At 67.3% G+C, this 13,205-nt stretch carries 11 protein-coding genes and 1 riboswitch; of the genes, 8 read left to right on the top strand and 3 right to left on the bottom strand.

The features are described from left to right. Positions 1–8: 8 nt before the first annotated feature. The gene (gene ftsY, locus QFZ33_RS16620; RefSeq protein ID WP_307029238.1) at positions 9–1,226 is read left to right on the top strand and encodes a signal recognition particle-docking protein FtsY; all 1,218 of its coding nucleotides are present in this window, start codon (positions 9–11) and stop codon (positions 1,224–1,226) included. Positions 1,227–1,303: 77 nt separating this feature from the next. On the opposite strand, the gene QFZ33_RS16615 is transcribed toward ftsY, so the two are convergent. Then, on the bottom strand, positions 1,304–2,557 hold the full coding sequence (locus QFZ33_RS16615; RefSeq protein ID WP_373427289.1) for an MFS transporter: 1,254 nt from the start codon (positions 2,555–2,557) through the stop codon (positions 1,304–1,306). Between the two features lie 227 nt (positions 2,558–2,784). On the opposite strand from QFZ33_RS16615, the gene QFZ33_RS16610 reads away from it, so the two are divergent. Both QFZ33_RS16610 and QFZ33_RS16605 read left to right on the top strand, forming a co-directional pair. Continuing rightward, on the top strand, positions 2,785–4,143 hold the full coding sequence (locus QFZ33_RS16610; RefSeq protein ID WP_307029235.1) for an ammonium transporter: 1,359 nt from the start codon (positions 2,785–2,787) through the stop codon (positions 4,141–4,143). Beyond that, complete coding sequence (locus QFZ33_RS16605) at positions 4,140–4,478, top strand: P-II family nitrogen regulator (RefSeq protein ID WP_003806050.1); 339 nt, start codon at positions 4,140–4,142, stop codon at positions 4,476–4,478. The genes QFZ33_RS16610 and QFZ33_RS16605 overlap by 4 nt, the downstream gene beginning before the upstream one ends. A gap of 67 nt (positions 4,479–4,545) precedes the next feature. On the opposite strand, the gene QFZ33_RS16600 is transcribed toward QFZ33_RS16605, so the two are convergent. Beyond that, the gene (locus QFZ33_RS16600) at positions 4,546–5,934 is read right to left on the bottom strand and encodes a glucose-6-phosphate dehydrogenase (protein ID WP_307029233.1); all 1,389 of its coding nucleotides are present in this window, start codon (positions 5,932–5,934) and stop codon (positions 4,546–4,548) included. Between the two features lie 84 nt (positions 5,935–6,018). Here QFZ33_RS16600 and ffh point away from each other — a divergent pair, with 84 nt between their 5' ends. Both ffh and QFZ33_RS16590 read left to right on the top strand, forming a co-directional pair. Then, the gene (gene ffh / locus QFZ33_RS16595; protein ID WP_307029231.1) at positions 6,019–7,602 is read left to right on the top strand and encodes a signal recognition particle protein; all 1,584 of its coding nucleotides are present in this window, start codon (positions 6,019–6,021) and stop codon (positions 7,600–7,602) included. A gap of 55 nt (positions 7,603–7,657) precedes the next feature. Continuing rightward, complete coding sequence (locus QFZ33_RS16590) at positions 7,658–8,392, top strand: alpha/beta fold hydrolase (protein WP_307029229.1); 735 nt, start codon at positions 7,658–7,660, stop codon at positions 8,390–8,392. A 64-nt stretch (positions 8,393–8,456) separates the two neighbouring features. Here QFZ33_RS16590 and thiC read toward each other — a convergent pair whose 3' ends face one another. Then, positions 8,457–10,256 (bottom strand): phosphomethylpyrimidine synthase ThiC, encoded by a 1,800-nt coding sequence (thiC, locus tag QFZ33_RS16585; protein ID WP_307029227.1) that lies wholly within the window; start codon positions 10,254–10,256, stop codon positions 8,457–8,459. Then, positions 10,252–10,359, bottom strand: a riboswitch (TPP riboswitch). Its footprint overlaps the gene before it by 5 nt. 95 nt (positions 10,360–10,454) lie before the next feature. Here thiC and QFZ33_RS16580 point away from each other — a divergent pair. From QFZ33_RS16580 to QFZ33_RS16570, 3 genes are all read left to right on the top strand, one after another. Next, a complete protein-coding gene (locus QFZ33_RS16580; protein ID WP_307029225.1) occupies positions 10,455–11,537 on the top strand; it encodes an amidohydrolase family protein in 1,083 nt (360 codons plus the stop codon). Positions 11,538–11,615: 78 nt separating this feature from the next. Then, positions 11,616–12,491: a VOC family protein gene (locus QFZ33_RS16575; protein WP_307029222.1), complete on the top strand. Its 876-nt coding sequence runs from the start codon at positions 11,616–11,618 to the stop codon at positions 12,489–12,491. 97 nt (positions 12,492–12,588) lie between these two features. After that, positions 12,589–13,023, top strand: coding sequence for a hypothetical protein (locus QFZ33_RS16570; protein ID WP_307029220.1), 435 nt, complete (start codon positions 12,589–12,591; stop codon positions 13,021–13,023). Positions 13,024–13,205 lie beyond the last annotated feature (182 nt).

Raw genomic sequence — 13,205 nt, 5'->3', positions numbered from 1 at the left:
CTAGGGGTGTGAATGACATTATCCCCATTCTTTTGCCCATTCTGGCTGCCCTGGTAGTTATCGGCGGGCTGGTCCCGGTGCTGATGAAAGCCCGGAAATCCCGCACACAATACCTCGGCACCCGGGACGCCAACGACCCCGTTGAGTCGCGCGGAGGCGGAGGAACCCTCCTAGAGGACGGCCCGGCTGCGCCTGCCGCGCCTGCCGACCGTACGGTTCCGGACGCCGTCGACCTTGAAGGACTGGAAGGCGAGGTCCCGGATGACGCGGCCGGCCTGGAAACCATTCCGGTTGAGACCCCGCTGCCCGTGGCGGGGCGACTCAACCGCCTCCGGGAGCGCCTGGTCAAGTCCAACAACGTGCTCGGCAAGGGCCTGCTGGCACTGCTGTCCAGCGACAAGATCGACGAGAACGTCTGGGATGAGGTTGAGGAGACCCTGCTCCTGGCCGATCTTGGCACGGAACCAACCATGCAGCTTGTGGACGCGCTCCGCGAACGCGTGAAGGTCCTGGGCACGCGCGACCCCGAGCACGTCAAGGCGCTGCTCCGGGAAGAGCTCATCAAGATCGTGGACCCGTCCATGGACCGGAGCCTGCGGGTTGACCGGCACGCGGACAGGCCGGCCGTCGTGATGGTGGTCGGTGTCAACGGCGTCGGCAAGACCACCACGGTGGGCAAGCTGGCCCGCGTGCTCGTGGCGGAGGATAAGGACGTCATCCTCGGCGCGGCCGACACCTTCCGGGCCGCCGCGGCAGAGCAGCTGGCCACCTGGGGACAGCGCGTTGGCGTTCCCACCGTGAAATCCGACATCGACGGCGCGGACCCGGCGTCCGTGGCGTACGAGGCCGTCAAGGCCGGCATCGACCAGGAAGTCGACGTCGTCATGATCGACACCGCCGGCCGCCTGCAGAACAAGGTCGGCCTGATGGACGAGCTCGGCAAGGTCAAGCGCGTCGTGGAGAAGCTGGCAGAGGTGGACGAGGTCCTCCTGGTTCTGGACGCCACCACCGGCCAGAACGGGCTGAACCAGGCAAGGGTCTTCGCCGAGGTCGTCAACATCACCGGCATCGTGCTGACCAAGCTGGACGGAACCGCGAAGGGCGGCATCGTCGTCGCCATCCAGAAGTCCCTCGGCGTGCCCGTGAAGCTCATCGGCCTCGGAGAGGGCGCGGACGACCTCGCACCATTCGAGGCCGAGGCTTTCGTCGACGCCCTCCTGAACTAAGGCCCGATCTCCCAAGTAGGTAGCAGCAGGGGGCGTTCCCAGGCGTGGGAACGCCCCCTGCTGCTACCTAGTTGGGTTTAAGGGGTGGCGTCTGCAGACTGGCGCTGCATCGTCTCCCGAGCGGCCAGCCAGCCCACCGCGGCGATCAGCAACACGGCACCTGTGGCTGCGAAGGCCCAGCTGTAACCCAGCCGGTCGGCCAGCAGACCGACGAGCACCGGCCCGAGGATGGCACCGATGTCCGACGTCATCTGGTAGGCCGCCAGCACAGGTCCGCCCGATCGTTCGCGGCCGATCACATCGGCAACCGCCGCCTGCTGTGCCGGGTTGAGCATTCCCGCGCCCACGCCGGCAAGCAACGACGCGGCCAGGAACCACCACAGCCCCTGCGTCAGCCCGATCCCTGCCGTGGCTGCACCGGTGACCACGAGGCCGGCCACCATCATCGGCTTCCGGCCCAGGCTGTCGGCGAGCCTGCCAGACACGGTCAGGGCGAGGGCGTTTCCGGCTGCGAAAACTGCCAGTGCCCAGCCGGCCGCCCCCGGCCCGGAGCCCAGGGCCGTGACGGCAAACAGCGGCACCGTGGCCATGCGCACACCAAAAGTTGCCCAGCCGTTGGCGAAGCTGGACAGCATGGCTGCCCGGTAGGCACTGTCGCCGAAAGCCTCTCTGAGTTTCATGGCCGGTGCGCCCGCTGCTTCGCCGCGGGCCGAGCCGGGAACATGGCTGAGCTGCGTCTGCACCAGCAGGGCGGCCAGGACGAGCGCGGCCGCATAAGCCAGGAACGGGATGCGCAGGCCGAAGCCGGCGAGCAGACCGCCGACGATGGGCCCGCAGACGTTGCCGATCAGGAACGCCGACGCGTAAGCGCCGGAGACCCGGCCGCGGCTCTCCGGTGGCGCCAGCCTGATGACCAGCGCCATCGATGCCACCGTGAACATGACCGATCCGGCACCGCCCAGCCCGCGGAACACCAGCAGCTGCCAGTAGTTCTGGGCGAAGGCGCAGGCCGCGGTGGACGCCGCCACGATGAGCAGGCCCGCGACGTAGACCGGACGCTCGCCGAGCCTGCCGATAAGGGCACCGCCGGCGGGCGCGAACAGCAGCCGCATGAGCGCAAAGATACTGACGATGACGGCGGCGGCCGTCGCGCCGACGTCGAACGTGGTGGCGAACTGCGGCAGCACCGGCGCCACGAGGCCAAAGCCCAGCGCAATCAGGAAGGCTGCGACAAGCATTACCTTGATGTCACGGGGCAGCGGAGCGCCGTCGGCGCGGCGGACCGCAGTGAAACGTGGTTTGCCCGCAGCTTTACGGGGGAGTGGGCTCATGAAGCGGGGAATCCTTGCGAAACAGGCCGGGCGGGCGTTTGGGGGCGATGAAACATAACCGTAACAAGCAGGATATGCACCATTTACGTCAGGGAGGTTGTTGTAACAGACTGGCAATCTAAATCCTCCGCCAGCGAAACACACCGCGGCAAAACTTGATTCAGGACGCAAAAGGCGTTGGGCAGGCGGATCACTCCGCAGCATTCGATCAAGAGAGGACGTGCACCATGGAACTTACCGCAGGTCACGTATGGCTCATGGTGGCGGCGGCACTCGTGCTGTTCATGACACCAGGTCTGGCATTTTTCTACGGCGGCATGACGCGCGCCAAGGCTGCACTGAACATGATGATGATGAGCTTCATCTCCATCGGCATGGTCGGCGTGGTGTGGGTACTCTGGGGCGCATCGATGAGCTCCGGCGAGGGATTCCTGCAGATTGTCGGGAACCCGTTCGCCACGTTCGGTCTCGAGGGCATCACCACCCCTGACGGCCTCATCAAGGTCGGCTACGCGGCCACGTTCGCGATCATCACGGTCGCCCTCATCAGCGGCGCCATCGCGGACCGCGCCAAGTTCGGCGCCTGGAGCGTCTTCGTGCCCGTCTGGGTGACGCTGGTGTACTGCCCCCTCGCCTACATGGTCTGGGGCGGTGGCCTCTTCGGCCCCGAGGGCGCCATCGGCAAGGCTCTCGGCCCCGCGATCGACTTCGCCGGCGGCACCGTGGTCCACATCAACGCCGGTGTGGCTGCGCTGATCCTTGTCCTCATCATCGGCAACCGCAAGGGCTTCGGCAAGGACCCGAACCACCGCCCGCACAACATCCCGTTCGTCATGCTCGGCGCGGCCATCCTGTGGTTCGGCTGGTTTGGCTTCAACGGCGGCGCCGCCACCACCGCGGAACAGGGCGGCCTGATCTGGGTCAACACCCTGGCTGCCCCGGCTGCGGCCATGCTCGGCTGGCTGGTCACCGAACGCGTCCGTGATGGCCACCCCACCTCGCTGGGTGCTGCCTCCGGTGTGGTCGCCGGCCTCGTCGCCATCACCCCGGCCTGTGCAAACGTCAGCCCGGTCGGTGCCCTTGGACTCGGCGTCGTCGCCGGTGTGGCCTCGGCCCTCGCTGTCGGCCTCAAGTTCCGCTGGGGCTTCGATGACTCTCTGGACGTCGTCGGCGTCCACCTCGTCTCCGGCATCATCGGAACCGTTGCCCTGGGCTTCATCGCCCTTCCGGCCGACGGCGTCGGCGGCGGCCTCTTCTACGGCGGCGGCTTCGCCCAGCTCTGGGCCCAGCTGGCGGCAGCGGGTATCTCCATCGCCTACTCAGCCATCCTGACCACGATCATCGCACTGGCCATCCACAAGACCATGGGCTTCCGGGTCTCCCAGGAGCAGGAAGCGGTGGGCGTCGACCTCAGCCTGCACGCAGAAACCGCCTACGAGTTCGGCGTCGGCGGCCACGGCGGCAGCTTCCAGCCCCTGCATGAGCTGATCACCGGCGGGCAGACCAGCGGCACCGACGCGGTTCCCGCAGGCAGCGACGGTAAGAAGACAGCAGCAGCAACAGGCAAGGAAAGCGTGGGGGCATGAAACTGATCACAGCAATCGTTCGTCCGGAGAAGCTCGAATCGATCCGTGAAGGCCTGGAGGCCTACGGGGTCCAGGGCCTGACGGTCAGTGCGGCCAGCGGCTACGGCCGGCAGCGCGGCTACACCGAGGTCTACCGCGGCGCCGAGTACAACGTGGACCTGCTGCCCAAGATCCGCGTTGAGGTGCTCGCCACGGACGAACAGGCTGACGACATCCTGGATGTCATCATCGCCAGCTCCAACACGGGCCGGGCCGGCGACGGCAAGGTCTGGACGGTCGATGTCTTCGAAGCAGTGCGGGTGCGGACAGGTGAACGCGGCGTAGCCGCCATCTAGCACCGGCCACCAGCCCAACGCAGCGAGAGGGCCGGTCACCAAAATGGTGACCGGCCCTCTCTGCGCGTTAAGCCTCTTTGGGTCCGGGTCCGCCGGAGCCCGCCCGGTATTCCTCCAGCGGCACCTTGCCCGCTGCCCAGGCAGCCAGCACCGGCTCCACGATCCGCCAGCATTCCTCGGCGGTGTCGCCCCTGACCGACAGCAGGGGATCGCCGGTCAGGACGCCTTCCAGCACTTCGCCGTACGGCAGCAGCTCGGAGGCGTTGAGCTCGGCCACGAGTGCGGCGCGGTCCAGGCTGAAGATATCCCCGGGGCCGTTGACGTCGACGTCGAGCTCCAGGGTGTCCGGGCCGAAGCCGATCCGGAGCGTGTTGGGCGTGTCCCTGCCTGTGAATCCGGCGGGCAGGTGCGGAACCGGCCGGAAGGTGACCACCGCCTCCTTGCGCTTGGTCCCGAGGGCCTTGCCGGAGCGGAGGATGAACGGCACGTCCTTCCAGCGCCAATTGTCGATGTCCACGCGCACCTCGGCCAGGGTCTCGGTGTTCCGGCCCGGGTCCACGCCCTCTTCCCGGGCGTAATCGGGGACGTCCTTGCCGCCGAGGCTTCCCGCCAGGTAGCGCGCACGCCGGGTGCTGTCCGTGTAGGGCGGCTTGATGCTGCTGGCCCGCAGGACGGCGGCGATGGCGTCGCGGAGGTCGCGCTCGCCGATAGTGGCCGGCGGCTCGATCGCCAACAGCGCCATGATCTGCAGCAGGTGGCTCTGGATCATGTCGCGCAGCGCGCCCGCGCCGTCGTAGTAGCGCGCACGACCCTCCAGGGCCAGGTCCTCGTCGAAGATGATTTCCACCTTGGCGATGTGGTCACGGCTCCAGACCGGCTCCAGGAAATTGTTGGCGAACCGCAGGCCGAGGATGTTCAGGACGGTGGCCTTGCCCAGAAAATGGTCCACCCGGTGGATGTGGTCCTCCGGAACAAGGGACAGGAGCGTCCGGTTGAGTTCGCGGGCCGAATCCTCGCCGGCGCCGAAGGGCTTCTCCATGACCAGACGGGTCCCGGCGGGGACCTGCTCAGGGCGCAGGATTTCGCAGGCCTTCTGGCTCACCTGCGGCGGCAATGCGAAGTAGACCGCAACCGGCCCCTCGAGGCCGGCGAGGAGTTCTGCAAGCGGGCCGTCAGCGGTGACGTCGGCCTGGTGGTATTCCGTGGACTTTGCCATGGCCGCCAGCGCGTCCCTGCCGGCGTCGTCCGCCGTTTCGGCGGCAGCATCAAAGGCGGTGTGCACGCGTTCCTGCCACTGTTCAGGTGACCACGGGTCCGATCCGGCCCCCACGAGCAACAGGCCGGCGGCACGTCCTGTGGCCACCAGCCTGGCCAGGCCTGGAAGGAGGAGCCGGCCGGTGAGATCGCCGGAGGCGCCGAGGATGAGCAAAGTTTTTACAGTCGTCTGGCTCGTCACCCTGCCAGCATGCCATCTTGCAGGCGTGTCTTGATACCCTAGATAGTCGAGTCTCGTACATCCACTGAAAGAAGTGCACGGCGCGTGTTCAATTCACTCTCTGACCGGTTGACAGCCACCTTCAAGAACCTTCGCGGCAAGGGCCGCCTCACCGAGGCAGATGTCGACGCCACAGTCCGCGAGATCCGGCGCGCCCTGCTGGACGCGGATGTTGCCGTGCCCGTGGTCCGCGAGTTCACCGGGCAGGTCCGTGAACGCGCGCTTGGCTCGGAGGTCTCCGGGGCCCTGAATCCCAGCCAGCAGATCGTGAAGATCGTCAACGAGGAACTTGTTGAGATCCTCGGCGGCGAGACGCGGCGCATCCGGATGGCCAAGACCGGCCCCACTGTCATCATGCTCGCCGGCCTCCAGGGCGCCGGCAAGACCACCCTGGCCGGAAAGCTCGCCAAGTGGATGAAGGCGCAGGGCCACAGCCCCCTCCTCGTCGCCTGTGACCTTCAGCGCCCCAATGCCGTGACACAGCTGCAGGTAGTGGGCCAGCGCGCGGGAGCTCCAGTCTTCGCTCCGCACCCCGGCGCCACCTCAGAACTGGCGCACCCGGCCGGCGACCCCGTCGCCGTGGCACGGGCCGGCGTCGAGGAAGCACGCCAGAAGCTGCACGACGTCGTCATCGTGGACACCGCCGGCCGTCTCGGCGTCGACGCCGACATGATGGAGCAGGCGCGCCAGATCCGCCGCGCCATTGTGCCCAACGAAGTCCTCTTCGTGATCGACTCCATGATCGGCCAGGACGCCGTCAACACGGCCACCGCTTTCGACGAAGGCGTGAACTTCACCGGCATCGTGCTGTCGAAGCTCGACGGCGACGCACGCGGCGGTGCCGCGCTGTCCGTTTCGTCGGTCACTGGCAAGCCCGTGATGTTCGCCTCGACCGGTGAAAGCCTGGACGACTTCGAACTGTTCCACCCGGACCGGATGGCCTCGCGCATCCTGGACATGGGTGACGTCCTGTCCCTCATTGAGCAGGCTGAAAAGTCCTGGGACAAGGATGAAGCCGCCCGGATGGCGAAGAAGTTCGCCGACCAGGAGGACTTCACACTGGATGACTTCCTCGCGCAGATGCAGCAGATCCGCAAAATGGGCTCCATGAAGAAGATGCTCATGATGATGCCCGGTGCGCAGAACATCCGGCAGCAGCTGGAGCAGTTCGATGAGCGCGAGATCGACCGGGTGGAGGCCATTGTTCGCTCCATGACCCCGCACGAGCGTGTGGCTCCGAAGATCATCAACGGCTCCCGCCGGGCCCGCATCGCCCGGGGCTCCGGCGTGCACGTATCCGAGGTCAACGGGCTGCTGGAGCGCTTCGCCCAGGCCCAGAAGATGATGAAGAAGATGGCCCAGGGCGGCGGCATGCCGGGAATGCCCGGGATGCCCGGGATGGGGGCAGGCGGTGCCCGCAAGGGCGGCGGCAAGAACGCGCCCAAGAAGAAGGCCCGTTCGGGCAATCCTGCCAAGGCGGCGCAGGAGCTTCGCGATGCGGAGGCCAGGCGGGCCGCCGGGGCCAAGACGGTGCCCACCGGAGCCGCCTTCGGCCAGCAGTCGGGCGACTTTGATCCGTCCCAGCTGAACCTCCCCAAGGGATTCGACAAGTTCATGGGCGGCAAATAGGAGCACGGTCATGTCGGCCGGCGCCGATGTCAGACCACTGCCATAAGGTTGGGTCATGTATAAGCAGCGGGTAGTGTTCGTCCACGGTGCCGGTAACTTCGGCTCCGCTGCGTGGCCGCGCCAGCACGGCATGGCCCTGCAGTATGACGCCCTGTTTCTGCGGCGCCACGGCTTTGACGCCGGGGCAGAGCCGCTGGAGACCGACTTCGCCGAGGACGCCCGCATTGTGCTGCGTTCGCTGGCCGACGACGGCCGCGGGGCCGCCGGGGGCCACGTGGTGGCGCATTCGCAGGGGGCCATCGCAGCGATGATGGCCGCCGTCGAACGCCCTGATTTGGTCTTCTCGCTGACGCTCGTCGAGCCGGCATGCCTGTCGCTCACCGCTGAATTGCCGGCCACTGCCGCGCACCGTGCCCTGATGGAGCCGCTGTTCGAGGTCCGGCACCAGCTTGGCGACGACGACTACGAGCGCGAGTTCCTGCGCCGCGCGTTCGCCGCGGACACGCCGGAGCCCAGTACCCCCGAGGCGAAGCGCGCGGCCAGGAGACTGCGGCTGCAGGCACCGCCGTGGCAGGCGCCGCTGCAGATCGTGCCGGGTGTTCCCACCCTGGTCCTCACCGGCGGCTGGGAGCCGCTGTACGAGGAAATCGCGGGATACCTGCGCGAGACCGGCGCCCTGCACCGCATCGCTGCGGGAGGGCACCGGCCCCACGACTCACCGGAGGGTGACCGCTACATCAGGTCATTCATCGCCGAGGTCAGCCGCCGGCAGCAGCCCCGCGCCTCCTGAGCAACGTTCCGCGCCCAGATCCGGCTGGCCCCCAATGCCAGCCGGACCTGGGCACGAACGCCGGTTAGTTGCGGGCTGACTCCGGAAGCCGCAGCTCCGGCAGGTACACCTTTCCGCCCGCAGCGAGGAACTCCTGGCTCTTCTCGCGCATGCCCTCCGCCATCTCGGCGAGGGCGGCCTGGGCTTCGGCGGAGCCGTACTCGTTCCGGATGTCCTGGCTGATCCGCATGGAGCAGAACTTGGGGCCGCACATCGAACAGAAATGCGCGGTCTTGGCAGGCTCCGCGGGCAGTGTCTCGTCGTGGAAAGCCTCGGCCGTCACCGGGTCCAGCGACAGCGCGAACTGGTCGCGCCAGCGGAACTCGAACCGGGCCTTGGACAGCGCATCGTCCCGCTCGTTGGCGCCGGGGTGCCCCTTGGCGAGGTCGGCGGCGTGGGCGGCGATCTTGTACGTGATGACGCCGGTCTTCACGTCGTCCTTGTTGGGCAGGCCCAGGTGTTCCTTGGGCGTGACGTAGCACAGCATGGCCGTGCCGTAGCGGGCGATTTCCGTGGCTCCGATGGCCGAGGTGATGTGGTCGTAGCCGGGAGCCACGTCCGTCACCAGCGGGCCCAGCGTGTAGAAGGGCGCACCCTTGCAGAGCTCCTGCTGGCGTTCAACGTTCTCACGCACCAGGTGGAACGGGATGTGGCCCGGCCCTTCCACCATGACCTGGACGTCGTACTCCCAAGCCCTCTGGGTCAGCTCAGCGAGGGTGTCCAGTTCGGCGAACTGCGCGGCGTCGTTGGCATCCGCCGTCGCGCCCGGGCGCAGCCCGTCGCCCAGTGAGAAGGCGACGTCGTACTTCGCGAAGATTTCGCAGAGCTCGTCGAAGTGGGTGTACAGGAAGTTTTCCTGGTGGTGGGCAAGGCACCAGCCGGCCATGATCGATCCGCCGCGGGACACGATGCCGGTGACACGGTTCGCCGTGAGTGGCACGTATCGCAGCAGTACGCCGGCGTGTATGGTCATGTAGTCCACACCCTGTTCGCACTGTTCAATGACGGTGTCACGGAAGATTTCCCAGGTCAGGGCGTTCGCTTCGCCATTCACTTTTTCCAGGGCCTGGTAGATCGGGACCGTCCCGATGGGGACGGGGGAGTTGCGGATGAGCCACTCACGGGTGGTGTGGATGTCGTCGCCCGTGGACAGGTCCATCACAGTGTCCGCGCCCCACTGGGTGGCCCACTGCAGTTTGTCCACCTCCTCAGCGATGGAGCTGGTGACGGCCGAGTTGCCGATGTTGGCGTTGATCTTCACAAGGAACGCCTTGCCAATGATCATCGGCTCGGATTCCGGGTGGTTGATGTTCGTGGGGATGATGGCCCGTCCGGCGGCGAGTTCGCTGCGGACCAGTTCCACATCGCAGTTCTCGCGGAGGGCCACGAAGCGCATCTCGGGGGTGATGACGCCCTGCCGCGCATAGTGCATCTGCGTCACGGTCTTGCCTTCCGCCGCCCGGCGGGGCACCGGCCTGGCGCCCTTCCATTCGGCGGAAGCCGCGCCGCGCCGCACGGCCGATTTGCCGTCGTCGAGCAGGTTGCGCTCACGTCCGTCGTACGGCTCCGTGTCTGCCCGCGCCTCAATCCACTCCGCTCGGAACGGCGCGAGGCCCACCACCGGGTCGCTGCCCGGACCCGCCGTGCGGTAAACGCGCAGCGGATCGTTCTGCTCGCCGTTCGGGGAAGGCTCCAAGGCGATTTCCGTTACCGGAACCCGTAGCCCGTCGCCCTCCAGATAGGCCAGTGAATGGGATTTCAGCGACTGCGTGACGGTGGCGGAACCGTTTTGGGCAGGGGTCAGCTGTGATTTCTGGGTGCTCAATTTACTGCTCACTTCCTTCGCCGGCATTACCCGGACAGGTTCAACGGTCGCAGGCTGCGCCAGCCTGATCTCAGCCCCTGCAGGGGCACCCGTGTGGTCGTAAACGAAGCTACCACAGCCCGGATTGTGCCCGCCTATCTGTGAAGGGGCCAGCCGGAAGGCCGGATCTCCGTAGAGGGAGCCGATTAGGCTGGAACCATGGCGCACATCATCGAATTCAGCGGACCCGTGCTCACTGCGGCGGATGAGGAACGCCGCGGGCTCTGGGCCGTGGACGGGAAGCTGACGTTCAATTCTCCGGGCCAGCGGCCGGACGCCGTCCTGGACGGCTGGGTCCTGCCCGGCTTCGTCGATGCCCACTGCCACATCGGGCTGGGCCCGGGCGGTGCCGTGGACGACGACGTGGCGTATGGCCAGGCCGTAACGGACCGCAACGCGGGCACGCTGCTGGTCCGGGACGCCGGAGCGGCCAGCGACACCCGGTGGCTGCAGCAGCGGGCCGACACGCCGCGGATCATCAGGGCCGGCCGGCATGTGGCCCGGTCCCGCCGGTACCTGAGGAATTTCGCGGTGGAAGTCGAGCCGGAGGGCCTCGTGGAGGCGGTGCGCAAGCAGGCGCGGGAGGGGGACGGCTGGGTCAAGCTGGTGGGGGACTGGATCGACCGGACCGCCGGCGACCTCACGCCGTCGTTCCCTGCCGCGGCCGTGCGGGACGCCGTCCGGGCCGCCCACGACGAGGGGGCCAGGGTCACGGCGCACTGCTTCGGCGAGGACACCCTGGACGAGATGCTGGACGCCGGCATCGACTGCATCGAGCACGCCACGGGCCTGCTGCCCCGGCACATTCCGCGGTTCGTCGAGCAGCAGGTGCCCATCGTGCCGACACTCATCAACATCGCCACCTTCCCGGACATCGCCAGCCAAGCAGAGCCGAAGTTCCCGCGGTATGCGGAGCACATGCGCGCACTGTGGACCCGCCGTCGCGAGCGCGTCCTGGAGGCCCACGAGGCCGGCGTCGAAATCTATGCGGGAACGGATGCCGGCAGCGTGATCCGCCACGGCCGCATCGCGGACGAAATCCTCGAACTTCACGCCGCCGGGCTCCCGGCACGTGCGGCGTTGGACGCGGCCTGCTGGCGTGCGCGCCGCTGGCTGGGGGCCGAGGGTCTGGCGGAAGGTGCGGACGCGGACGTGGTGGTGTGCCGGGAGGACCCACGCACCGTGCCGGAGACCATCCGCAGCCTCGCGAATGTGGTGCTCCGGGGAAAGATCGTGCATTAGGAATAAATTGAAGCTTCAAGTAATTTATAGATGTAGAGGCCACCGAAATCCGGCGGTCCGGACATTCGGGAGTATTCGATGACAGCAGCAGCCAGCAGCCAGGACTTGCTTCCTGCCGACCTCACCATGGGCACCGTCATGCTCAAGGTGGGCGACATGAAGCTCATGACCGACTACTACCAGCGCGCCCTCGGCCTCGACGTCGTCGCCGAGCAGGACGGCGGCCTCTACTTCGGCCGGCTCAAGACGCCACTGGTGCACCTCGCTCCCGCTCCGGGCCTCAACATCCCCGGCCGCGGCGAGGCCGGCCTCTTCCACACGGCACTCCTGTTCGAGGACCAGTCCTCGCTGGCCGCCACCATTGCCAGCGCGGCCCAGTACGAGCCGCAGTCCTTCGTGGGCAGCGCCGACCACCTGGTGAGCGAGGCGTTCTATTTCACCGACCCGGAAGGCAACGGGATCGAACTCTACTGGGACCGCCCGCGCGAGGCGTGGTCCTGGGACGGCAAGAACGTGGTCATGGACAGCCTGGCGCTGCCGCCGCAGAAGTACCTGCAGGACCACCTCACGCAGCAGTCCGTGGATGGCCAGCGCGGCACCGACGCGGAGGTGGGGCACGTCCACCTGCAGGTGGGCGACGTCCAGTCGGCCCACGACTTCTACGTCGGGACTCTGGGGTTCGAAAAAACGGCGGGCTGGCACGGCCAGGCCCTCTTTGTGTCGGCCGGCGGCTACCACCACCACATGGCCATGAATGTCTGGAACAGCCGCGGCGCCGGCCCGCGCCGGGACACGCTGGGCCTGGGCGAGGTGCTCATTGAGGTGCCGTCCGGTGACGACGTCGGCGCGCTCGCCGACCGCCTCAGGGTCGCCGGAGTCGCATCGCACCACACCGGCGCCGAGCTCCGGTTCGAGGATCCGTGGCGCAACCGCCTCCGCGTCGCCGTGCGCTAAGTCGCATGAACGCCGTTGGGTTAGGCTGATTTCGAAGAGCCCCGGCCGGTACTGCCGCTGCCGGGGCATGCACCGCCGAACGAATGAGGACGAATCCATGGGCTTCACCGAAGTGTTTGTCGCCACCCACAATGACGCCCTCAAGCGTGCAGAAGCGCTGGCAGGCGGCGCCGCCGCCGGAGACGGCATCAGGATTGCCGGCATCAGTGATTTTGAGATCGAACAGCTCGGCGACCTCGCGGGTGCCGCGGTGCACGCCGCGGGTGCCGACTACGAACTGGCCATGGTGGACGTGGCAAGCGATTCACTTCTGGGCGTGCCAGCGGCGATGGTCCGGGCGCTGGCCGAGCTTCTCACGTACGAATCCGAGGGTGAGGGCAACGTTTTAGATGAGGTGGCCGAGCGCTGGGCCGCCGAGGATGACATGCCCTTTGATGCCGGGGAAGCCAAGAAATACGTTCAGCAGCTGGCAGAGCTCGCCGGCACCGTGGACGAAGGCACCAGGACCGGCCTCTACGTCTGGTCTTCCTAGGGCCGCCCGGTCTTCCCGGCAGCCCGCGAGGCTCCGTCCGCATGTCAAGTCGAAATAACGCGGACGATCTGGCACAATAAACAGGTACTCGATCTGCGCGGCCCCTCTCTCCGCGTCCGGATCCTGTCCTTTTCGAACCCCCAAGTACGGCCCGCCCCACGGGTGCAGAACGCGGGTTCAAC

This window comes from Arthrobacter globiformis, from assembly GCF_030815865.1.
Classification (GTDB): Bacteria; Actinomycetota; Actinomycetes; order Actinomycetales; family Micrococcaceae; genus Arthrobacter; species Arthrobacter globiformis_B.
The sequence above is the reverse complement of the archived record's forward strand: the minus strand, read 5'-3'. Positions and strand labels throughout refer to the sequence as shown.

What these genes read in the sequence shown, in the direction of transcription:
- QFZ33_RS16615 (WP_373427289.1), bottom strand. Translation starts at nt 2,557, where the DNA reads ATGAGCCCACTCCCCCGTAAAGCTGCGGGCAAACCACGTTTCACTGCG.
- QFZ33_RS16610 (WP_307029235.1), top strand. Translation starts at nt 2,785, where the DNA reads ATGGAACTTACCGCAGGTCACGTATGGCTCATGGTGGCGGCGGCACTC.
- QFZ33_RS16605 (WP_003806050.1), top strand. Translation starts at nt 4,140, where the DNA reads ATGAAACTGATCACAGCAATCGTTCGTCCGGAGAAGCTCGAATCGATC.
- QFZ33_RS16590 (WP_307029229.1), top strand. Translation starts at nt 7,658, where the DNA reads ATGTATAAGCAGCGGGTAGTGTTCGTCCACGGTGCCGGTAACTTCGGC.
- QFZ33_RS16580 (WP_307029225.1), top strand. Translation starts at nt 10,455, where the DNA reads ATGGCGCACATCATCGAATTCAGCGGACCCGTGCTCACTGCGGCGGAT.
- QFZ33_RS16575 (WP_307029222.1), top strand. Translation starts at nt 11,616, where the DNA reads ATGACAGCAGCAGCCAGCAGCCAGGACTTGCTTCCTGCCGACCTCACC.
- QFZ33_RS16570 (WP_307029220.1), top strand. Translation starts at nt 12,589, where the DNA reads ATGGGCTTCACCGAAGTGTTTGTCGCCACCCACAATGACGCCCTCAAG.